The organism is Rossellomorea aquimaris (assembly GCF_001877785.1).
GTDB classification, from domain to species: domain Bacteria; phylum Bacillota; class Bacilli; order Bacillales; family Bacillaceae_B; genus Rossellomorea; species Rossellomorea aquimaris_A.
On record NZ_MINN01000128.1, the window covers coordinates 56,210 to 77,895 of the forward strand.

The window sequence follows — 21,686 nt, forward strand, 5'->3', positions numbered from 1 at the left end:
TTTTGAAATAAATTTGAAAGATTTGTTTAAGTGTTTATAGTCGGAAGGCAAAAATTATAAAAGTTTAATAATGGTAAAAGTGTAGGTACTGTTCGGGGGAAGAGAGAAATAAAAAAGCTGCCTAGTCAAATTTACCAGGATTACGGCAGCTAAATGATCCTATTCCAGTGCTTTTTTCAACGTTTCAATATTTTCTTTCATTAAGGATAAATAGTCTTTATCTTTTTCAATATCTTCTTCCGTTAATACCGATAGATTATGAATACGCAGAGGCTCTGCTTTCATTTCATCTTGAACGATTTTCGCAACCCGGGGCGTCACGTTTTGTTCGAAAATGACGTATTTAAGTCCGTGTTTATTTGCTGTTTCTATAATTTCTTTCAATTCTTTCTGGGACGGCTCATCTGTCGGTGATAATCCGGCAACAGCCAATTGTTCGATTTTGTAAGTATCTTCCCAATATCCATAGGCTGCGTGTGAAACCAGGATTTCGGGATGGTCTTTTTCACTTGTGACTTCGTTCATTTCTCTATCCAGTTCATTAAGATCTTTTACCAGCTCTTGATAATTTTTCTCGAAGTTTTTTTTCTCTTCTGGTTTTTCCTTAATCAGGGCATCACGGATGTTGGCGGCTAATTGATCGGCACGTGTCGGATCAAGCCATATGTGAGGGTCATAATCACCGTCGCTGTGTTTGTCGTGAGCTTCTTCCTCGTGGGAACCATCGCCGTGTTCATCATGTACACCTTCCTCTCCGGCAGTTTGTTCACCCTTGTGACCGTGGGAACTTGAGATGACATCCGCCCCTTCAGTCGCTTCGACCATCAGAGCGTCTTCACTCTTGAGGGCTTTTGCTATTTTACTAGAATAAGATTCCATGCCAAGTCCGTTATAAATAAATAAATCTGACTCTGCTATTTCAATCATATCTTTGGGTGTCGGTTCAAAAGTATGGGCATCGGAACCTGGAGGCAGCAATGTGCTGACTTTCACTTGATCTTCACCGATCCGCTCAGCAAAGTAGTGGAGCGGATAGATGGAAGTCTTGATGGATATTGGCTCATTTTCTGAAGAAAGCGTTGAAGACTCATTCTGGCAAGCCGTTAAGATGACTAAAGTACTAATTAGTGTAAGCAGGGTATTTTTTTTCATCTGAAAATCTCCTTTTCTATTGTTCAACAGGTATTTTATCGGAGTGATTACGATTTGTAAATAGTAATGATTTCGATTTGAGTAAAAACTTAACCAAACATAAGTCATAAGTCTGTTTTGCAGAGGTGAATGGCCTGCTTCTTTCGATCTGTTTCAACCAATCTATTTACCCAGACTGACTGTGCGCGGGGAGGTGGGATGTTTTAGAAGCAATGGAAAAAGAATTGACAGTTAAGAGCGAAAGGAATAGTATAAAACAGGTAAATCGTAATCATTACGTTTTATTTTTTAAGTAATAAATCGTAATGATTACGGATTAAATAATACATTTTGAGAGGTGCGCATGAAGCAGGGAGTCGATTTTATCAAGTTTAATCCGACAGAGAACATGACCGTTCTGGTAAAGTCCATGCACAATAAGGAAGATCATGCCCGTATCGCAGAAAAGCTGATGTCTTATGACTGCGTCCATGCAGAGCAGGTGGGTTTCATCAAACTTTCTGAACAAGAAGGGATGGTTTCGTCATTACGTATGGCAGGAGGGGAGTTCTGCGGGAATGCGTGCATGTCGCTTGCAGCATACATCGCTTCAGTAAATGGTTTACCCGAGGGGAAAGGAATTAACGTGGCGATGGAGGCTTCAGGTACCGGGGAACTGGTGCGTTGCAGGGTTAAAAGGGAGGTTGATAGGTACCACTGCAAGTTATCGATGCCGCTGCCTTCAGCGATCGGGAAAAATCAGCGGGATGATTTCGCCCACTTCTCTATGGCTATGATTCAATATGAAGAAGCAGTCCACATCGTGATCGAAGTGGACGAGATAAATTCCGGAGTCCGGGTGCAGGCGGAGGAGATGGCGAGAATAATCGGTTCTGGATATGAGGGGAAACTTGTAGGAGTGCTGGTGTATATCCCTCATACCGAGGAGCTTGCCCCCCTCATATATGTCCCGGAAATAGGGAGCATGATCTGGGAACGCGGCTGTGGATCCGGCACTGCTTCTCTCGCGGCATATCTTGCCTGGAAAAAAAGAGAGATCATCTCCGCTCTGGTTAAGCAGCCGGGAGGAGTGATGAAAGCTGCCTGTGAATGGGAAAAGGGTTCTATCCGGGCGATTGAGATCGAAGGAACCGTCGGCATCGTAGCGGAGGGAAAAGCATATATCGGTTAAGTTTCATTACCGGTTCGTGGTGCCAGGCAAAAAACCGTCAAATTGTGCCTCGTGCCACCAAACAAAGCACGACATCAAACACATAGCATAACGGCACATCAAAATTAAAACTGAACGGTACAGGAGGGAATCAAATGAAAGCAATCAGGACATTTGAAGGGGAATTGGATATCTTTTTAGAACGATTCGAACATACCGTTCAAAGTTTTATACAGGAAGGAACCAGCGCCGGGGAATTGGAGCAGCTGGTGGATGACTATTCAAGTTTCATACTCAGTCCCGAATACATTTCAAGATGGGAGCAATTAGTTGCAGCAGGGGTTCCGGAAATAGTGAAGAAATTGCAAAAGTCTTCCGCTCTTGCCGTTGCTGTACTGGAGAAACACCGGGCTATGAAACTACTGAAAGGGGAGTCCGGAAAAGCGGATTACTTTGAAAATATCGAATCCTGCATCGACAAGGAATTCGGCCGTTTCCAAGTGACGGATGAGTCGGTCGTCCTCCTTGTGGGATCCGGGGCATTCCCCATGACACCGTTATTAATTGCGGGAAGGACGGGTGCTAAAGTGATCGGAATCGATATCGATGAAGATGCGGTCACGCTTGGAAGGCAGGTCGTAGAAAGACTTGGTGCAGACCTGGATATAAGGATTGAGCCAAAGCCGGCAGAAGAGCTGGATAAATTGAATGAAGTGACGCATATCATCTTCAGTTCGACAGTCGATGGGAAATATAAAATCCTGGACAGTCTGTATGAGAAGACCGGGGATAGAGTGGTCGTATCAATGCGCTACGGCAACGGACTTAAATCGCTGTTCAACTTTCCATCAAAGTCGGTGAATGAGGAAAAATGGATCATAGCAGAGAACTTCATTCGCAACGATCAAATTTTCGATATTCTCATCTATGAAAAAGCAATGAAAGGAGGAAGCCGATGAATCCTCGTGTCTTATTGGCAGGGACCGGACCGGTATCTGTTCAACTTGCCGTCATTGCGAAAAAAAAGCTGAATTGTGAAGTTGGCATCGCAGGCAGGAGGTCAGTACGCGGGCGTAAATTCTTTCAGGCCCTTGCTGAAAACCGTCAGCGCATTGCTGTTTCTGTTCAAAAAGAAACAATCCGCGGTATGGAGGGCGTGTGTGTGATCGACAACATTTATTCCGGTTACGAAGCGGTGCAAGGAAAGTGGGATGTCCTTGTACTTACTGTGACGACTGATTCATACACAGCTGTCTTGAAGTCAATTGACCGGGAAGTATTGAAAAAGGTCAGCAGCATTGTACTGATTTCGCCTACTTTCGGTTCCAACAGTCTTGTAAAACAGTTCATAAAGGGAATTAATGCAAAGTGCGAGATCATCAGCTTCTCCACCTATCTTGGGGATACCCGCTGGGTGGGCGGCGAGCCCTCTCATCATGTCATCACGGCTGCAGTGAAGAAAAGGCTGTATATCGGATCGGGCTTTCGGGAATCCAAGGTGATTCAAAGACTTGTGAATGCCGGAGAAGATATGGGCATTGAACTTGTCCATGTACCATCTCCTCTTGAAGCGGAAACGAGGAACATATCCCTGTACGTACATCCGCCTCTCTTCATGAATGAGTATACGCTTCGTGCCATTTTTGAAGAAGGTACGAGAAAGTATGTGTATAAACTCTTTCCGGAAGGTCCAATCACCCACCGGCTGATCCGTATCATGCGGTCTCAATGGAAGGAAATGATGGGGATTTTGGAGAAGCTGGGGGTTCCGCAGCTCAACCTCCTCAAATTCATGACGGATGATACCTATCCGGTAAGGCCTGAGAGTCTACCGCGCCGGGACATCGAACACTTTGGGGATTTAGAGCCGGTTCATCAGGAGTATTTACTGTACATACGTTATACTTCCCTGCTTATTGATCCGTTTTCAACACCGGATGAAGATGGCAGATACTTTGATTTCTCCGCTGTCCCGATCCGGAAGCTGTTCGTCAACCACGAAGGGGAACTTGATATCCCCAGGATGCCGAAAGAAGATTATTACCGGATTAAAATTATCCAGGGCATTGCCAGGCATCTTGAAGTGGAGTGCCCGGCCATAGACGGTCTCATTTTGGTCTATGAAGAAAATCTGAAGAAAGCGGCAGAACTCTATAAGGATAAATTATTATCGGAAGCTTTCATACTCCGGGATTTTCATGGAGATATCGGTAGGATCACCCGGGAATTGAAAACACACTCAGAAGAGTGAGGTTTTAGAACTTTTGGAGAAACCTTACCATCAGTAGGCAAGCAGAAAGAGAATAAAAGAAATGAAAGAATCAGAGGAGAGAAGAGTATGAACAAGAGTAAAATTGTTTTGTTTTCCCTGTTTATCATATGTTTGGCCGTTTCGGCAGCATGTTCATCAGAGAAAGGCGAGGAATCCGAAGGCCTCAGTGAAAAAAATGAATTGGTCTATGCCACTGCAAAAGATATCAACGACATGAATCCACACCTCTACGCGGGATCGATGCCGGCGCAGGGAAAAGTATTTGAATCACTTGTGGAGAACACCGAAGACGGCATAAAGCCGCTACTTGCTAAATCCTGGGAAATTTCAGGGGGCGGCAAGGTGTATACCTTCCATTTAAGAGAAGGTGTCACCTTCCATGATGGTGAACCTTTCAACGCAGAAGCAGTGAAAAAGAATATAGAGGCAGTTCAGCGCAACAAAGAAAAGCATTCGTGGATCAAACTTTCAGCTAAGATCGAAAATGTCCATGCTATCGATGAATATAAAGTGAAAATGGTACTATCCGAGCCCTATGACCCCGCGCTTGTCGAACTATCCATGACAAGGCCCTACGTATTTATCTCACCAAACGATTTTAAAGATGGTGAAACAAAAAACGGCGTGAAAGGCTACAACGGCACGGGTCCATATATCTTAACTGACCAAAAGATTAAAGAGTACGCTGTATTTGAAGCGAACAAAGATTATTGGGGAGGGGAGCCTGACATCGAGAAAATAACTGCGAAAGTGCTTCCTGCCGGTGAAACTACCTTCCTGGCTTTCCAAAAGGGAGAAATTAATTTCGCTTTTACCGATGACCGGGGAGCAGACAGCTTGAATAAGGAAGCGATGGAGCAATTGGATGAAAGCGGTGATTATCAGGTGAAAAGAAGCGAACCGATGAATACGAAAATGATTGTGGCGAACAGCAGCAAAGTCGGCCATCCTGTCAGCGAGAAATCCGTTCGGGAGGCCATTTGGTATGCCATTGACCGCAAAACGATTGCAGAAGAGATTCTCGAAGGTACTGAAACCGAAGCACACACTCTTTTTTCCTCGAATGTCAACTATGCGGACGTTGAGTTGGAAAAGCGCGGATTTGATTTGAAAAAAGCGGAGAATCTCCTTGAAGATGCCGGCTGGAAAGCAAAGGAAGAAGGTGGGATAAGGGAGAAAGATGGTCATCCGCTGACCTTGGAATTATATTATGACGTCAATTCAGGGTCCCAAAAAACAGAAGCAGAATTCATTCAGAGTTCATTGAAAAAAATAGGTGTTGAGCTGGAACTCATAGGGGAAGAATCAAGTTCAATAGCGAACAGGAGGTCTACCGGGGAGTATGATTTATTATTTAATCAAACTTGGGGACTTGCATACGATCCGCAAAGTACCATTGCAGCCTTCACCTCGGACGCTTCATATCTTCATACCACAAAAGGCATAGATCAAGCCGGCGAATTGTATAAAAAAATTGATCAAGTGATGAAATCGACGGATGAGGAGAGGAAAAAAACATTGTACAAAGAGATTCTTACCATCGTTCATGAAGAGGCGGTGTTCATCCCGATTACCAACGGAAGCATGACAGTGGTGGCACCCTCAGACTTAAAAGGATTATCGTTTAAGCAGACACAGTTTGAACTGCCGTTTGAGGAGATGCGTTTTGAGTAATCTGCACCGCTTTGTCATATCTTTTACACATAATTGGCCGATTGCCGGGAAAAGGGCCGGCAGGTTTGAAAGTCAGCATAGTTGATACCTGAAAAAGGAGGAGTGATTCATTGTTTCACTTTGTGCTTAAAAGGCTGCTCGTCTCCATCCCTTTACTGTTTGTCATTTCGTTCATTTCTTTTGCGCTGATGAATCTGTCTCCAATGGATCCGGCGAAGGTAGTCCTTCAGTCTCAAGGGGTGCCAGTCATCACGGAAGAATTATTGGATCAAACAAGGGAAGAACTCGGGATGGACCGGTTTTTTCTGCTGCAATATGCAGATTGGCTGTGGTCTTGTCTGCAGCTTGATTTCGGAACATCCTATGTGACCGGGCAGCCTGTCTGGTCACTGCTCGGTCCGGCATTTCTCAATACACTGAAACTGACGGCCGTGTCTTCCATAATGGTTATTTTTATTTCTATTATTCTAGGAGTCATCTGTGCCGTCAAAGAGGGGAAAGCGGTCGATCACGCCGTCAGGGGCAGCGCTTTTTTCCTGACGGCGATGCCTTCCTATCTGCTTGCATCGCTGATGATCTGGTACTTTTCAGTCAAACTGGATCTATTCCCTACAAATGGAATGGACTCTTATGAAAGTTATATCCTGCCGGCATCTGTGATCACAATCAGTTATGCCGGCATCTACTTCAGGGTAGTGAGGAGTTCCATGATCAGCAATCTTCAGAAGGATTATGTGCTGTACGGCAGGGCATGCGGATTGAAGGAAAGAAAGATTACCATGCGGATACTGCGCAATTCCCTTCAAGTCGCTATTTCTGTCTTCTGCATGGCGATTCCCATCATCCTCGGGAGTACGGTCGTCATCGAGAATGTTTTTGCCTGGCCGGGAGTGGGGACCTTGAGTGTCGAATCTATTGTCAGCCGCGATTTCCCTATCCTGCAGGCGTATGTTTTGGTTGTAGCAGGAGCTTTTGTCGTGTTCAATGCCCTATCCGATATTGTGAACGCATTAATCAATCCAAGGATGAGGAATGATTTATAGATGAGCAGGTTAAAGAATTTATTCAAAGATCCCCTGGCCATTGTGTCCATTGGGATAATTTTAGTGACGGTCATAGCCGGGATACTCGCGCCTTTCATCGCTCCCCATGACCCGGAAGAAGTGAATATGGGCATGCGCTATGCACCGTCTTCGGCAGAATATCTTCTCGGGAATGATCATTTGGGGCGCGACATCCTATCTCGCATCATCTATGGAATCCGGCCTAGTGTACTGTGGGTGATAGCAGCCTTGGCCTTGTCAGTACTGATCGGAACAGTCATAGGATTCGTGTCCGGGTATTTCGGGGGGAAGGCGGATGCCTTCCTTATGGGATGCTGCGACATCATGTTGTCATTCCCGGGGTATGTGATGGCCCTTGCGATCATCGGTGTTCTTGGTGTTGGTCTTGAAAACATCTTGATCGCCTTCATCACCATCAAGTGGGCATGGTTTGCGCGCATCATTCGCACTTCAGTCCGCCAGTTTGCCGAAGAAGACTATGTGAAATATGCGAAAACAATAGGGAAGGGACATATCCCTATCATGGTCAAGCATATGTTACCGGTGACATTTGCCGACATCGCGGTCATATCAAGCAGTTCGATTTCGTCGATGATCCTTCAGATTTCCGGCTTCTCCTTTCTGGGTCTCGGGATCCAGGCTCCGAAAGCTGAATGGGGGATGATGCTGAACGAAGCACGTGAGGTAATGTTCACCAGGCCGGAACTGCTGCTCGCACCAGGTCTTGCGATCATCATTATTGTCATGGCTTTCAACTTCTTCTGTGATGCCCTCCAGACTGCCTTAGACCCGGCAAGGCAAAATAGGGAAAGGAAAGAACGTGTTCACATATCCGGTAAGAAGGCGGAAGTATCATGACCGGTCCGTCAAGAAATGACATACGGAAGGTGGTTGAAGGGAAATGAATGTATTGGAAGTCAGAGGACTTTCCATCCGAGATGATAAAAAGGATGAAATCCTTGTCAAGAACAGCTCTTTTCAAGTAAAACAAGGATCGTGCCTTGCCATCGCGGGCGAAAGCGGCAGCGGTAAGTCGCTTACATGCCGGGCTTTGATGAAGCTTAATCAATCAGGGCTGTCTGAGAAGGGGACCGTCCTGTATAAAGGGAATGATATCGCCAAATTTTCAAAAGAATCCTTGAGGAAGATGAGGGGCAGGGAGATGTATATGATCATGCAGAACGGCATGACCGCATTTGATCCCTCAACCGTCATCGGCGTCCATCTTAAGCAGACTGCTGGAGAACATTACGGGTGGACTGCTGCAGAAACCGAGCGGAACCTTCACAGCGCGCTCGAACGTGTACTATTGAAAAATCCGGGGGAAGTAATGAATCAATATCCCCACCAGTTATCAGGCGGGATGCTGCAGCGTACCATGATCGCTCTCGCCCTGGTACTCGAACCCGGGCTCATCATTGCCGACGAGCCGACGACGGCGCTTGATGCCATCACGCAGTATGAAGTGATGAATGAACTCTCGCTTCTGCGGGATAGGATCGGCTGTACAATGATTTTCGTCTCTCATGATCTTGGGCTGGTAAGGAAGGTCGCCGATGAACTGCTGATCATGAAAGACGGAGAAATTGTGGAAAGAGGAGAAACAGAAACCGTCTTCATGGAACATAAGCAAGAATACACGAAGTTTCTCATATCTGCCAGGCAGGTTTTGAGTGACAACTTCATGAAAATCATGGAGGTGCGCTGATATGATCAGGGTGGAGAATGTATATAAATCATATAAGCGAGGCGGACTTTTTTCCCTGGAAAGAAAGCCCGTATTAAAAGGAGTCAGCTTCCAAAGCCCCGCCGGTGAGTGCCTCGCCATCGTAGGAGAGAGCGGGAGCGGCAAGTCGACACTGGGACGGTTCCTGATCGGTATCGAGAAGCCTGATCGGGGAACTGTTTTACTTGAAGGGTTCGATGTGTTTAATAGGAAGACACGTAAAGGAGCAGTCAGTGCAGTTTTTCAGGACTATAAATCGTCAATCAATCCTTTCTTTACAGTAGAAAAAGCAATTATGGAGCCCCTCGGGAAGGACGGCAGCAGGCAGAGGGTTGAAGAGCTGCTGAGAGAAGTAGGGCTTCCTTCTTCTTACAGGCAAAAATACTCCCATGAATTATCTGGTGGAGAAGTACAGAGGGTGTGCATCGCAAGAGCGATGGCATCACACCCCCGCTTCCTTCTGCTTGACGAAGCCGTCAGTTCCCTGGATGTCACGGTTCAATTGCAGATCCTGAACCTGTTGAAACGATTGAAGGAACGGCGCGGCATGGGCTATGTCTTCATCACTCATGATATCCAGGCAGCCGCCTATATCTGTGACCGGATCATTTTTTTCCGGGACGGCAGGATTGAAGAAACAGCAGAAACTGGACAATTAAAGAATGTCCGGTCTGATTACGCCAGAAAACTGCTCGGCGTACTTTCCGGTACAGCCGAAGCGGCTGCAGGTTTAGAACAGGCATAATAGAAGGGAGTGAAAAAACACTCCTCTTGTCAAAAAGGAGGGATCAGCGTGAAGGGAGCATTATCATGGCCCTTTTTACGATTATACATATTGGTTCTATTTTACTTCAGTGCGAACGCCATCTTGAATGTGCTGATTCCGCTGCAGGGGAAGGAATGGGGAGCAAGCAACACAACAATCGGGCTTGTGATGGGTGCATATTTGTTCACGACTATGTTCTTCAGGCCGTGGGCAGGCCGCATCATTCAGAAATATGGCCCGATTAGAGTACTCCGCATCATTCTTATATTAAATGGTGCTGCCCTGGCGATATACGCCGTTTCCGGCCTGGGGGGATACATTCTTGCACGTGTCCTTCAAGGAGTGTCGACTGCCTTTTTCTCGATGGCGCTTCAAATCGGCATCATCGACGCGCTTCCTGAAAAAGATCGCTCACAGGGGATATCGTTATATTCTTTATCTTCCTATATCCCGGGTATTCTCGGCCCATTGGCGGCGGTGGCGATCTGGAAGGATGGAATGGATTCGTTCGGCTGGGTCATGATCGGGATCGCCGTGGTTACCGGAGTCGCGGGATACAGTGCGAAGATTGACAAAGGTGAAGAGGAGCAGGGAAGCACAGAAGGAGGAAACGTCCTGGGGTCTTTTTCCCAGCTGGTGAAAAACCCTTTCTTGTTTAAATGCAGTGTCCTCATGCTTGCATCGTCTATTATATTTGGGGCGGTTACCACATTCATCCCCCTCTATGCCTTGGAATTGGACAGAGGGAGTGCAGGAATCTTCCTTATGCTCCAGGCAGCGACGGTTGTAGCTGCCCGCTTCACGTTGAGAAAACGTGTCCCGTCTGACGGGAAATGGCATCCTTCATTTGTACTGGGAACAATGTCTCTGCTGGCACTCTCCGTTCAGTTCATCAGTTTTTCCTCAACGGCTGGCCCCGTCTTTTTCTACGCAGCGGCTGTCGGCATCGGAATCGCCCAGGCACTGATCTACCCAACGCTCACGACCTACCTGTCCTTCGTCCTGCCAAAGGCGGACAGGAATGTCTTATTGGGCCTGTTCATTGCAACTGCAGACCTCGGGGTATCGATGGGAGGAGTCATCATGGGGCCGGTGGCCGATCTCACATCATACTCAGCAATGTATATGGCATGTGCCGTGCTCGCCGTGTTGATGATTTTCTTTTCCTTTAGGGGGAGGCCGGTAACAGCATAAACACTTTTGCTGCAAAAAAACGACTCGCTCTCTCGGAGCGGGTCGTTTTTAATTTATCTCACCCTGTTCGCCAAATTTTAAGTTGAGCCAGGGATCCCACTAATCCAAAGGTGAAAATAGTAGTGCCGGGAACAGGCTCTTGGTGAGCAAGGGCAATCAAACTTCTATGTCTGTCTGTTTTTTCCTTTTTATCAAAAAATACGCCGTGATCCACGAGGTGACCGGTATGGCAAGTGCCACACCGATCCCGGCAGAACCGATGAAAATCATCTCTGAACTGAACACTTTGGAATTGACGATTTCCCCTAAAGAATAGGACAGGTCCTTGAACCAAATCAACAGTGCCATGTATCCACCAAAAAATGCAAAGAACAGAGTGTTTGTAGAGGTGCCGAGGATATCCCTGCCAATGCTCAGTCCGCTTGTGAATAATTCCTTCCGGCTGATGCCCGGATTGTGATAGTGTATTTCCTTCATTGGGGAGGAAATCGAGATCGATAAATCGATGATTGCTCCGATGGTGCTCATGATGATCATCGCAACACCGATTTTGACAAAGTCGACCCCCACAAACAATGAGAAGGCACCAATTTCTTCGATTTCCTCTTCGCTGAATCCCTGGATCATGGCTGCATCTGCCAGTGTCAGGATGAAGAAGAGCAGGACTCCGGCGGTGGCGATCGTGGAGATGAAGGCTGTCGCGGTCTTGATGTTGATCCCGCTGATGATGAACAGTGAGATGCAGCTGATCAGGACGCATGCTGCGAGTGTCAGGATGATGGGATTCATATTTGGATCGTTCATCATGATGATGGTGAGGAGGAGGACCCCGAAATTGAGGAAAAGGGCTGCAAACGAACTTGCTCCCTTTTTACCCCCTATTGATACCATCAGGATAAAGAGTATGGCTGCGAGCCAAAGTTGTACAGTCATAGTTTCGCCTTCTTTCGTTTGACAAAAAAGATGGAAATGAAGATCGCAATCGGAATCGTCAGTACAATGCCGATTCCCCCCGACAATGCCCGGGCTGTTTCGAGCGACAGGTTCATGGTCAGGGTGAACCCGAGCGGAGAAGCATTTTTAAAATATAAAATAAGCATCGGAATCGCTCCGCTGATGTAGACGAAGAACAGGATATTGGTCATCGTGCCCATGATATCCCTCCCGATTTCAAAGCCTGACTTCGTCAATGCCTTGATGGAAATCCCCTGATTCTTCTCGTAAAGACCGAAGATGGATGATGACAGGGTAATGGCAACATCCATCACGGCCCCCAGACAGCCGATCAGGATTCCTGCAAGGAAGACCGCTTCATAAGGACGGGTTAAAAATTGCATCTCTTCGTACCGGAGACCACTGCCCCCGGTAAGTTTCACGACGGCATAACTGATGAGCAGTGTGATAAACGTCGTGATGAGAGTCGACACCGCCGCCGCATAGGTCTTTTCATTGAATCCATTTACGAATAATAGGGAGACGGCCGTGAAAATGATGACCCCGACGCTGCATACTAGCAGAAGGCTCGTACCATCAGTCTGGATATATACGTCAAGTCCATAGGAAAGCACCACTGCATTGACCGCGAGCGTAACCAGTGAAAACAGCCCCTGCTTCTTCCCGACGACCAGGATCAGGAGGATGAAAACCCAGGAAATCAACATCAGAAATTTATCCCGTTTCACATCTTCAATACCGCCGGTCAATGCCCCGGAGTCCTTCCCATCCTTATCAATCGTGACGAATACTTCATTACCCGGCTTATAAGGCTGGTCATACGCGCCCGATGAGGAGTATTCATTCTTCAAGAGAATCTTCTCCCCCTCATGCTCCCCGTTTTTTATTTGGGCCGTGATCTGCTGGGTATACAACCGGTCTTTATTGCCGTTCATATCCTCCATGTCATTCGAGTTTATGATTTTTACATTCTCGACTTCGGCTATGGGCCGGTCATAAAGCGATTGATTATGATCGACGAAGTAGAGCGATCCCGCGAACGCCAACCCGGCAAGTATAATTGAAATGATGTGTATGTAAGACATATTCTTTAATTTTCTTATAAGTGCATGCATGCAAGGAGGTACCTCCGAAAGAGCGTATTAGCCATAGTGGCAGTTTTCATTATTTCATATCGAGGAGGGAATTCAAAGGAACATCCTGCCCGGACAAAAGAAATGCCAACTTGAAATGAAAGGTTGTGGTAAAATAAGGATATTGAACCGAGTCATTCATCCCGCCTTAAACAAGAGAGGTGCCTTACATGAAAGTGAAAAAGTCCGTATACCTACTTCCAATTTTGATAGTAGGACTGCTGCTGACCCTGTTCGGCCGCACATTCGGTGTCCTCTTCATCGCAGCGAACGTTATATTCATCTTCCTTATTACGTTTCTATTAAAAAGCTACAAAAAAACAATGAAAGACCCCTTTCTGTACATAGCCCGATCATTCATGATCGTGTATGGCCTGTTCCTGCTCTCATTCATCGCGGTCGAGGGCTATCTCATACTAGAATCTGAAAAATCAAAAGTGATTGATTCATCTGGAGCGGATGTGGTGATCATCCTTGGTGCCGGACTGAAAGGGGAAACTCCATCGAAGACGCTGGTTTCAAGGCTTGAAGCGGGGAAGGCGGTCCTCGATGCCGATAAGGACCTCCCTGTGGTCGTTTCAGGAGGCCAGGGCGAGGGAGAGTCGATACCGGAAGCAGAAGCAATGGGACGTTATTTAATGGAAAACGGTATCTCAGAGGATCGTATCATTTATGAAAAAACGTCCACCACTACATATGAAAATCTACTAAACTCTATGGAGATCCTAAGGCAGCAGGGAATGGAGGATCCAAAAGTCCTCATTGTGACGAGTGATTACCACGTCGTAAGGGCGGAGATGATTGCAGGAGATCTCGGCATTGACGCCGTTGGGGTTTCGGGAATTTCACCTTTTGTTGTGAGGGTGAATTATTTCATAAGGGAATATTTTGCGATTGGTAAAATGATGATGGAAAAGATTCTGCCAATCTGAACCGGCAGCTGAATAAATTGGCTCCTGAGCTGATTTCAAGGAGGGTGTTTTATTGGAAGATTATATTCGCAATAACCAGGAAATGCTGATCATCATCTACTGCTTCATTATTCTTTGGCTGAATATCGGCTACTTAAGAGAATACAAAAAGATTAAAAAAGGACTCGATGAAATCGCCTCTGCCGATGAACTTGAAATCAACCCTTATTCCGTGTCCCTCGATATCATGGTGCTGATCTTCAATTTTTTCAGGAGATGGCTGATCTATATCCTGGCAGTGACGATGACCGGAAATCCTGTTGTCCTTATCATTTCTCTTATTCTTTTTATTTTCAGTTTGTATGATTGTTTGTTTAATTACACCCTTGAGAGATTGAGGAAATCGAATCTATTAATGTATCTGGCTGTTGCGGATACGATTTATATAGGGGTTTTTGTAAGTTATCTATTCATTTGGTATTGATCCTGGAGAGATGAACTATGAAACTTTCAACTCTCTTTCTGCGTATATATATTATACAAATTGCAACTGAGAGGGGGCTGGACGAATTTGAAAGCAGGTATAAAGATCAGCATCATCCTTTTCCTGTTTATTGCCTTTGCCCAGATGACTGCTGATGCGAAGTCCTACCGGATTGATGAAGTGCAGATCCGGGCCTGGATCCAGACGGATGGGAACGTCCTGGTCAATGAAAAATTCACCTATACATTTGATGGCGCCTTTGAAAGTGTCCGTAGGTCTGTCCATCAGGTTCATCATGATGGGGTGGAGTGGTTTGAAACTTATGAACTGCTGGATGATGAGGCAGAGTTGGGCTTCCTTGAAGATGGGGACCTGAAGCAGCTCAAGGTAGAGCGGGAAGAGGGGAACACGTACAGGTCGCCGTTTAAAGTGAAGAATACGGCGAAGCATATTGTGTATGCGTATGAACTGAAGAATGCCGTGAAGACCTACGATACGTATAGTGATTTAACGATCCCTTTCTTCGGTACAGACGGCAATCATGACGTGGATATAAATAACGTGACAATCGATTTTGTTTTCCCTGAAAAAATGGATCCGGCAGATTATACTGCTTTCTTTCATGGCCGGGAAGGAGAGGTGGAGGAGAAAGGTCCGGCTGTCATCCGGTTCACTTCACCTGTGTCAAAAATGTACACTTTGACGGAAACCCGGCTCCTTTTTCCCTCCTCCATTATGAAAGATCAAGAAAAGGCATCAGCCCCTGTCTCATTGAAGAAGGTGATTGCCTCAGAGGAAAAGCGGATGGCAGAAGCTGTTCTTAAAGAAGAGCAGACACAAAACTATAACAAATTGCTTGAAGGGCTGGCAGTCGGGCTGGGCTCTCTCGGTGCAATCGTCGTTCTCGGCATGTTGATCGGCAGGTTAAGGGGAAGGAATAATATGTCCGATGTGCTGGATGCTGATCCTCTTTTGCTGTACATGGTCCACAACCGGGGGAAGTTCACGTATTTAGCTTTAATGGCAGGTTTGTATTCGCTCATTGAAAGGGGAAAGGCTTCGGCACGTTCGGAGAAAACGAGCAGCCGGTTCCTCAGTGATCCGAAAGCACCGGATGAAACCCTGTTTGTCCATTTGACTGCAAGTGAAGAAACACTCTCCGTACATGAAAAATATTTTGTTTCCCTATTTTTTAAGCGAAAAGGCCGTAATGGATCAGCGTCCCTGGCACTGACTGATCTGGCAGGAGCGACCAAGGATGAGAAAAATAACAAACGGCATACAAAAACATATCATTCAAAGGTAAAGACGTTAAAAATGAATGAGAAGGAATGGTTTTCAGCGGTATTAATGGAAGCAAAAGAAGCGGGTCTTTTACATGGAAAATGGTATCAAATGGGTACAAAAGCGCTGCCTTTTCTCATCTTGGCAGCAGTTACCCTGGCTTATTATTTCAATCAGCAATCATCTTTTGCGATCTCCCTTTATGCAGGGGGAGGAGTTGCCTTACTGTTATTTGCCTGGCTGAAGGTCAAAAGGAAATGGCCATTACTCGTTTTTCATGTACTATCGCTATTTGCAGCTGCCCAGGTTTATCACGAAACAACGATGCTTCTTCTATTCTCGATCATCACGGTGTCTGCATTGATCATTCTTGTGGTGCCTCGTCACGTATTATCCAGCCCTGCTCTCGGATTGAAAGCAGGCATCCGTGATTTCAAAAGACAAGCAAGAAAAGAGGGGATCCCGGCTGGCGCAGAAGAAGAACTGGATAAGTGGATGATCCGCTCCATGTTATTTCAAAGCAGACGGAGAATCAGAAAGATTTGGGGGCGGACAGACCGCTCGATGCTTTCAGCAGCGCCTCTTGCCTCATTAGTACTGACCGATCAGAATCCACATGAATTTCTCGTGAACTCATGGAAGGGGAGTGTGGCGCCGCCAAGTCCTTCATCGGGTTATACCGACGGCGGGGTATATACAAGTGATGGCGGAGGCGGCGGTGACAGCGGCGGGGGTGCAGGCGCGGATTGATCATGATACTGGGAGGACTCAAATATGAAACTAGTTCTGATATTCGGTCCACAGGCCGTAGGAAAAATGACGGTCGGACAAGAGCTGGAGAAAGCGACGGGATTAAAGCTGTTCCACAACCACATGACCATCGAGTTGCTTCAGCCCTTCTTCGGATTCACCGATGAAATGTGGAGGCTGTCCACACTTATGCGGGAAGAAATTTTTGAAGCTTTTGCAAAAAGCGACCAGGGAGGCATGATCTTCACCTTCATGTGGGCGTTCAACGAGCAGGAGGATTGGGACTGGGTTGAAAAAGTGGAAGCCATCTTCGAATCGAATGGTGCGGAAGTGTATTTCGTTGAACTTGAATCCGATCTTGAAGTACGGTTGGAACGGAACAAAACAGAGAACCGGCTACAGCATAAACCGTCCAAGCGGAATATAGAAGATTCCGAGAAGCGGCTGCTGGCTTCATTGGACAGGCTTCGGTTGAATTCGCTTGATGGGGAAATAAATAGAAAGCATTATTTAAAGATTAATAATACAACGTTGACACCGGAAGAAACGACAAAGAAAATAATTGAAGTGTTTAAGATGAAAAAAATTTAAGAGAAGCTGAGACACCGGCCCCGGCAGCAAACGGGGCCGGCTTTTTGTGTGTGAACGGTTATGCTAAATCGTCTCGTTGTCCACACCACTGCTGCTCTATCTGAATACGATATTGTGTAATACAAACGAACAGGAGATGATAGAGTGGGTGAAAGTGAGAGACCAATTATATTGGGAGGGCCGATCTTAAGGCGGGTCGAAGATGGACAGGCTTTCATCTGGGCAGCCTTGAGTAAGTCTTATGAGTTGGGTGCACAATTGTTCGAGGTGACGAAGAACGGCGCGCCTGCCGGGTTTCATTATAACGAGCTGGATTGTTCCACAGAAACACGGACAATCAGGGCAGGGAAGCATCTGTATATCTGCATGATAAAAGTGTCCCCTGAAAACGGGACATTTCCTGTTAATACACTGATTGGTTATAATCTAACGTTCAAAAGTAAAAGGGAAAAGTTCGATCTCGGTGATCTAGGTTTGCTTTCCCCGGGGAAACCTCAATCCATAGTCTATGGATACCTCGCGTATCCTACGTTTTATATTAATAAAAGTAAGAAAAACAAGATCCTATATGGGTCATGCCGAAACCTTCATGGCAAAGGGGAAGATGTGTTTATAAAAGCTGATCAGGTCATTTCAATGGATGCCGGCGGAACAGACAGACCTTCTGCCCTTTTTTTAATTGGAAATCAAATTTACGCGGATGATGTGGCGGACTCTTTCATCCAGCCGATTATCAGAATGGGTGAAGACCTCTCGGGCCGGGAGGGGGAGCTTGGTTTAATCGATTCACGCCTGAACGATCCCCTTCTTCAAAAACAGCTCAATCAGATCAATGGAAGACAATCGATCTGTGAGAATTGCTGCAGTTTCACATCCCGAAAATCAGCCAACCACCTATTTACGCTTGGGGAATATATGGTCATGTACTTATTATCCTGGAGCCCCGAACTGTGGAGGCAGCCACTTGCTTACGGGATGTTCGAGCCGTTCGATGAACTTGTGGATTCGGAAAAGATCCATTTTTACAGTAAGGACAAGCATTCAACGCAATATAAGAGGGAGTACAAACAGCTCGAAAAGCGTTATGGGAAACAGCTGGATGAACTATCGAACACCGTCGAAGCCCTCGGCGCAGTGAGAAGGGTGCTTGCCAACACCCCGACGTATATGATTTTCGACGAACATGACATCACAGACGGCTGGAATTCTTCAGTGGAGTGGATGACAGAAGTAAGGGAGGCTCCGCTTGGAAGGCATGTGGTCAGTAATGCGCTTGCAGCATATTGGTTATTCCAGGGCTGGGGAAATGACCCGGATTCCTTTGTTGAATTTGAAAAAACGATGAGCTCATACCTGGACATTAATCAAGTTGGTTCACCAGAATTCGAGGAGTGGTCCAGTTCTCTCTGGAATTATGATTTCAGTCATTTTACAGCGCCGACAGTCCCGGCCTCGGTATTCCTTGATTGCAGGATTCTCTGCAGAAAAGGCAGTGAAGGAACATCGTCTGCTTATCAGAGTGGAGTCTGGGAAAAGGTGAAGGCTAAATTAATGCAATCGGGATGGAAGGAAGGCGAACCGCTCATCCTTACCATGCCGCAGCCGGTATACGGAAGCGCCCTGATTGAAACCCTGCCAGGTGTCTCTGGGCATTGCCGATATGATTTTGAACCCTGGAGGCAAAACGGTAAAGACTTCAATGAATTTATTCATAAGGTTGGTGAACTGAAACCGGGGCCCTGCATCATCCTGTCCGGCGGCCGGCACTTTGCTTCCGCCATTACATCCGACATCACTTTTCATGGGGAAGGCAATCGCAGCCTGACGCTCCGCCAGTTCACAAGCAGTCCTATAAAGAACATGAGCTGCAGCATATTTAAAAGCTTTATGATGAAATGGAAAATATGGATGTACGCAAGAAAAGGAACGGAGCGTGCGGTTTACCTATTTTGTGATGGAGAATGCAGGCCTTTCTTATCATCGGAGAAACCATCTAACGATATCGATATGCAGTGTACAGAACGAATCCGGTATCTGCCTTTGAATAGCGGGACTTTAATAGAAACAAAGAACAATATGGGGGTATTGGAGTATGATAATGAAAAATTTATACATTTATTGATTTAAGTGATTTATTTTTCAAATCATTCATTAGAATGAAAGCCGGGGGAGATGACTCCGGCATTTTTTATGAAACAAAGCGGGAGGGTGAGCACAAACTACTTTTTATGAAGAAAAATAAACTTGCGAGCGATTACAATTCTATGCTATCTTGTATGTAACCGGTTACACAAACCAGGAGTGAAAATGATGCCAACGATAAAAGATGTTGCACGTGAAGCGGGTGTATCTGTCGCTACGGTTTCACGTGTATTGAATGATACCGGCTATGTCGGTACCGATACGAGGAAGAAAGTAATGAAGGCGATTGCCCGATTGAATTACAGCCCGAATGAAGTGGCACGCTCTCTTTATAAACGGGAATCCAGGCTGATCGGGCTGCTTTTGCCCGATATTACAAATCCATTTTTTCCGCAGCTTGCAAGGGGTGTGGAGGATGAATTGAGCCGATCGGGCTTCCGGCTTCTGCTCGGGAACAGCGATGAGAATACGGAGAAGGAACTTGATTATATCCAGACATTTGTGCAGAACAATGTGGTCGGGATCATCTCAGCGACCAATCACGTTGACTATCAGATTTACAACGAATTGAAGCTGCCGCTTGTCCTCCTTGACCGAACGTCTGAAGAATTCCCGGCCGTATATGCGGATGGCAGGGAAGGCGGTCGTATGGCCGCGCGCACCCTTATCGATAAGGGGGCAGAGCGGATCACACTTGTAAAAGGACCGGCTCACGTCAAGCCTGCTCAGGACCGATACAAGGGTGCGCTTGAAGAATTGAGCCGGACAGACGTCGATTTTTCCGTGTTGTCCACGACCTCCTATTCTTTTGAAGAAGCAAAGGGATGGGCAGAGGAACTATTTGAAAAGTTCCCGGATACGGATGGCGTGATTGCGAGTAATGACATCGTCGGAATCGCGATCCTCCATGAGGCGCTTAAGCTTGGAAAAAGGATCCCCGAGGGGCTGCAGATCATAGGATATGATGATATCCCGCAAAGCAGCTTGTCGTATCCGACGCTGTCTACGATCAGACAGCCGGCCTACGAAATGGGGCGGGAGGCAGCTCAGCTGCTTATCAATATCATTAGAAAAGAGAAAGGCATAGAACAGACGATTCAGATGCCTGTCGAACTGATAGAACGAAATACTACCCGAAAGGATTGAAAAGCATGAAGAAACCAAAGATTGCGGTCATTGGCAGTTCATCGATGGACCTTGTCGTGACTTCAAAAAGGCGCCCGCTCGCAGGAGAGACTGTCCTCGGGGAGTCGTTTGAAACGGTACCCGGAGGAAAAGGAGCGAACCAGGCAGTGGCGGCTGCACGGCTTGGAGCTGACGTCCATATGATCGGATGCGTCGGGGATGACTCCTACGGAAATGAAATACTGGAAAACCTGAAAGCGAATGGAGTAAACACCGGTTATGTGAAACCGGTTACACATCAAAAGAGCGGAACGGCTCACATCATATTAGCTGAAGAGGATAACAGCATCGTCGTCGTAAAAGGGGCGAACGATTGTGTCACTCCCGACTATGTGAAAGAAGCGCTGCCTCTTTTAAAAGGGTGCGATCTGATCATGATCCAGCAGGAAGTACCCGAAGAAACGGTACTGGAAACAGCCAGGCTTTGCGGTGAAATAGGAGTCCCGCTTCTTTTGAACCCGGCTCCTGCCAGGGAATTACCTGATGAGGTGATTGAAAAAGCGGCCTACCTGACACCGAACGAACACGAGGCAGGAATTTTATTCAAAGGGCTGGACTTATCGAAAGCACTTTCTGATTATCCGGACAAACTTCTCATTACCGAAGGAGCGGCAGGCGTCCGTTATCATGATGGCAATGGGGAACAGCTCATCCCGTCATTTTCGGTGAAAGTGGTCGATACGACTGGTGCAGGTGACACATTCAATGCCGCATTCGGCACGGCAATCGCTGAAGGCCAAAGCATGAAAGAAAGCCTTCGTTTTGCAAACCGGGCAGCCTCGCTGTCTGTCACCGGATTCGGGGCGCAGGGCGGAATGCCGACAAGGGACGAAGTGGAAAGGGGACTGGCGGAATGAAACGCAACGGAATGCTGAACAGTCATATCACGAAAGTACTTGCAGATCTTGGCCACACCGATACGATTGTGGTGGCCGATGCGGGACTTCCTGTTCCGGCGGGGGTCATGAAGATTGACCTTTCCTTGAAAGAAGGGGTCCCGTCTTTTCTCGATGTCGTGGAGGTTTTGAAAGAAGATATGGTCGTTGAACAGGTGACGGTGGCCGGAGAAATCGAACAGAACCAGCGAGTTCATGAGGAGCTCAAGAACGCTTTTCCGGAAATGGAATACATCACACATGAATCGTTGAAATCTCAGTTGAAAGATGCCAAGGCTGTCATTCGCACGGGAGAAATCACACCCTATGCGAACTGTATCCTTCATGCAGGCGTTACTTTTTAACAAAAAGGGGTGAC

Annotated in this window: 20 protein-coding genes; 17 read left to right on the forward strand and 3 right to left on the reverse strand. The window is 46.6% G+C overall.

What is annotated here, in order from left to right; all coding sequences use genetic code 11:
- Positions 1 to 159 precede the first annotated feature (159 nt).
- Complete coding sequence (locus tag BHE18_RS18745; protein WP_071620032.1) at positions 160 to 1,152, reverse strand: metal ABC transporter solute-binding protein, Zn/Mn family; 993 nt, start codon at positions 1,150 to 1,152, stop codon at positions 160 to 162.
- A gap of 343 nt (positions 1,153 to 1,495) precedes the next feature.
- Here BHE18_RS18745 and BHE18_RS18750 point away from each other — a divergent pair, with 343 nt between their 5' ends.
- The 9 genes from BHE18_RS18750 (at position 1,496) to cntE (ending at position 10,998) form a co-directional block, all read left to right on the forward strand.
- Positions 1,496 to 2,323, forward strand: coding sequence for a diaminopimelate epimerase (locus BHE18_RS18750; RefSeq protein ID WP_071620033.1), 828 nt, complete (start codon positions 1,496 to 1,498; stop codon positions 2,321 to 2,323).
- 134 nt (positions 2,324 to 2,457) lie between these two features.
- Positions 2,458 to 3,261: a nicotianamine synthase family protein gene (locus tag BHE18_RS18755; RefSeq protein ID WP_071620034.1), complete on the forward strand. Its 804-nt coding sequence runs from the start codon at positions 2,458 to 2,460 to the stop codon at positions 3,259 to 3,261.
- On the forward strand, positions 3,258 to 4,553 hold the full coding sequence (locus tag BHE18_RS18760; protein ID WP_071620035.1) for an opine metallophore biosynthesis dehydrogenase: 1,296 nt from the start codon (positions 3,258 to 3,260) through the stop codon (positions 4,551 to 4,553). The genes BHE18_RS18755 and BHE18_RS18760 overlap by 4 nt, the downstream gene beginning before the upstream one ends.
- Before the next feature lie 87 nt (positions 4,554 to 4,640).
- The gene (gene cntA, locus BHE18_RS18765; RefSeq protein ID WP_071620036.1) at positions 4,641 to 6,248 is read left to right on the forward strand and encodes a staphylopine-dependent metal ABC transporter substrate-binding lipoprotein; all 1,608 of its coding nucleotides are present in this window, start codon (positions 4,641 to 4,643) and stop codon (positions 6,246 to 6,248) included.
- A gap of 110 nt (positions 6,249 to 6,358) precedes the next feature.
- Positions 6,359 to 7,291 carry a nickel/cobalt ABC transporter permease gene (opp1B, locus tag BHE18_RS18770; protein ID WP_071620037.1) on the forward strand — a complete coding sequence of 311 codons (933 nt, stop codon included), beginning with the start codon at positions 6,359 to 6,361 and terminating at the stop codon, positions 7,289 to 7,291.
- Positions 7,292 to 8,170 (forward strand): staphylopine uptake ABC transporter permease subunit CntC, encoded by an 879-nt coding sequence (cntC, locus tag BHE18_RS18775; RefSeq protein WP_071620038.1) that lies wholly within the window; start codon positions 7,292 to 7,294, stop codon positions 8,168 to 8,170.
- 43 nt (positions 8,171 to 8,213) lie between these two features.
- Positions 8,214 to 9,020: a staphylopine uptake ABC transporter ATP-binding protein CntD gene (gene cntD, locus BHE18_RS18780; RefSeq protein WP_071620039.1), complete on the forward strand. Its 807-nt coding sequence runs from the start codon at positions 8,214 to 8,216 to the stop codon at positions 9,018 to 9,020.
- 1 nt (position 9,021) lies between these two features.
- Positions 9,022 to 9,783, forward strand: a complete 762-nt coding sequence (locus BHE18_RS18785; protein WP_071620040.1) for an ABC transporter ATP-binding protein — start codon at positions 9,022 to 9,024, stop codon at positions 9,781 to 9,783.
- 48 nt (positions 9,784 to 9,831) lie between these two features.
- Positions 9,832 to 10,998, forward strand: a complete 1,167-nt coding sequence (gene cntE / locus BHE18_RS18790) for a staphylopine family metallophore export MFS transporter CntE (protein WP_071620041.1) — start codon at positions 9,832 to 9,834, stop codon at positions 10,996 to 10,998.
- 156 nt (positions 10,999 to 11,154) lie between these two features.
- Here the strand turns inward: cntE and BHE18_RS18795 are convergent, their stop codons facing one another.
- Complete coding sequence (locus BHE18_RS18795; protein ID WP_071620042.1) at positions 11,155 to 11,931, reverse strand: YibE/F family protein; 777 nt, start codon at positions 11,929 to 11,931, stop codon at positions 11,155 to 11,157.
- Positions 11,928 to 13,067 (reverse strand): YibE/F family protein, encoded by a 1,140-nt coding sequence (locus BHE18_RS18800; protein WP_071620043.1) that lies wholly within the window; start codon positions 13,065 to 13,067, stop codon positions 11,928 to 11,930. The genes BHE18_RS18795 and BHE18_RS18800 overlap by 4 nt, the downstream gene beginning before the upstream one ends.
- A 188-nt stretch (positions 13,068 to 13,255) precedes the next feature.
- Here BHE18_RS18800 and BHE18_RS18805 point away from each other — a divergent pair, with 188 nt between their 5' ends.
- The 8 genes from BHE18_RS18805 to rbsD all read left to right on the forward strand — a co-directional run bounded on the left by BHE18_RS18805 (position 13,256) and on the right by rbsD (position 21,672).
- Entirely contained in the window at positions 13,256 to 14,017 is a 762-nt protein-coding gene (locus BHE18_RS18805) for a YdcF family protein (protein WP_071620044.1), read from the forward strand.
- A gap of 52 nt (positions 14,018 to 14,069) precedes the next feature.
- Positions 14,070 to 14,480, forward strand: coding sequence for a hypothetical protein (locus BHE18_RS18810; RefSeq protein ID WP_071620045.1), 411 nt, complete (start codon positions 14,070 to 14,072; stop codon positions 14,478 to 14,480).
- A gap of 87 nt (positions 14,481 to 14,567) precedes the next feature.
- On the forward strand, positions 14,568 to 16,514 hold the full coding sequence (locus tag BHE18_RS18815) for a DUF2207 domain-containing protein (protein ID WP_071620046.1): 1,947 nt from the start codon (positions 14,568 to 14,570) through the stop codon (positions 16,512 to 16,514).
- Between the two features lie 24 nt (positions 16,515 to 16,538).
- Positions 16,539 to 17,105: an AAA family ATPase gene (locus BHE18_RS18820; protein ID WP_071620047.1), complete on the forward strand. Its 567-nt coding sequence runs from the start codon at positions 16,539 to 16,541 to the stop codon at positions 17,103 to 17,105.
- A 144-nt stretch (positions 17,106 to 17,249) separates the two neighbouring features.
- Positions 17,250 to 19,232 (forward strand): hypothetical protein, encoded by a 1,983-nt coding sequence (locus BHE18_RS18825; RefSeq protein ID WP_071620048.1) that lies wholly within the window; start codon positions 17,250 to 17,252, stop codon positions 19,230 to 19,232.
- A 183-nt stretch (positions 19,233 to 19,415) separates the two neighbouring features.
- Positions 19,416 to 20,393, forward strand: coding sequence for a LacI family DNA-binding transcriptional regulator (locus tag BHE18_RS18830; RefSeq protein ID WP_071620049.1), 978 nt, complete (start codon positions 19,416 to 19,418; stop codon positions 20,391 to 20,393).
- A gap of 5 nt (positions 20,394 to 20,398) precedes the next feature.
- A complete protein-coding gene (rbsK, locus tag BHE18_RS18835) occupies positions 20,399 to 21,289 on the forward strand; it encodes a ribokinase (protein WP_071620050.1) in 891 nt (296 codons plus the stop codon).
- On the forward strand, positions 21,286 to 21,672 hold the full coding sequence (gene rbsD, locus BHE18_RS18840; RefSeq protein WP_071620051.1) for a D-ribose pyranase: 387 nt from the start codon (positions 21,286 to 21,288) through the stop codon (positions 21,670 to 21,672). The genes rbsK and rbsD overlap by 4 nt, the downstream gene beginning before the upstream one ends.
- Positions 21,673 to 21,686: the final 14 nt, after the last annotated feature.

Bases quoted from the DNA above. Each gene is read 5' to 3' on its own strand.
- BHE18_RS18745 (WP_071620032.1), bottom strand. From the start codon at position 1,152: ATGAAAAAAAATACCCTGCTTACACTAATTAGTACTTTAGTCATCTTA.
- BHE18_RS18750 (WP_071620033.1), top strand. From the start codon at position 1,496: ATGAAGCAGGGAGTCGATTTTATCAAGTTTAATCCGACAGAGAACATG.
- BHE18_RS18755 (WP_071620034.1), top strand. From the start codon at position 2,458: ATGAAAGCAATCAGGACATTTGAAGGGGAATTGGATATCTTTTTAGAA.
- BHE18_RS18760 (WP_071620035.1), top strand. From the start codon at position 3,258: ATGAATCCTCGTGTCTTATTGGCAGGGACCGGACCGGTATCTGTTCAA.
- cntA (WP_071620036.1), top strand. From the start codon at position 4,641: ATGAACAAGAGTAAAATTGTTTTGTTTTCCCTGTTTATCATATGTTTG.
- cntC (WP_071620038.1), top strand. From the start codon at position 7,292: ATGAGCAGGTTAAAGAATTTATTCAAAGATCCCCTGGCCATTGTGTCC.
- cntD (WP_071620039.1), top strand. From the start codon at position 8,214: ATGAATGTATTGGAAGTCAGAGGACTTTCCATCCGAGATGATAAAAAG.
- BHE18_RS18785 (WP_071620040.1), top strand. From the start codon at position 9,022: ATGATCAGGGTGGAGAATGTATATAAATCATATAAGCGAGGCGGACTT.
- BHE18_RS18795 (WP_071620042.1), bottom strand. From the start codon at position 11,931: ATGACTGTACAACTTTGGCTCGCAGCCATACTCTTTATCCTGATGGTA.
- BHE18_RS18800 (WP_071620043.1), bottom strand. From the start codon at position 13,067: ATGCATGCACTTATAAGAAAATTAAAGAATATGTCTTACATACACATC.
- BHE18_RS18805 (WP_071620044.1), top strand. From the start codon at position 13,256: ATGAAAGTGAAAAAGTCCGTATACCTACTTCCAATTTTGATAGTAGGA.
- BHE18_RS18820 (WP_071620047.1), top strand. From the start codon at position 16,539: ATGAAACTAGTTCTGATATTCGGTCCACAGGCCGTAGGAAAAATGACG.
- BHE18_RS18830 (WP_071620049.1), top strand. From the start codon at position 19,416: ATGCCAACGATAAAAGATGTTGCACGTGAAGCGGGTGTATCTGTCGCT.
- rbsK (WP_071620050.1), top strand. From the start codon at position 20,399: ATGAAGAAACCAAAGATTGCGGTCATTGGCAGTTCATCGATGGACCTT.
- rbsD (WP_071620051.1), top strand. From the start codon at position 21,286: ATGAAACGCAACGGAATGCTGAACAGTCATATCACGAAAGTACTTGCA.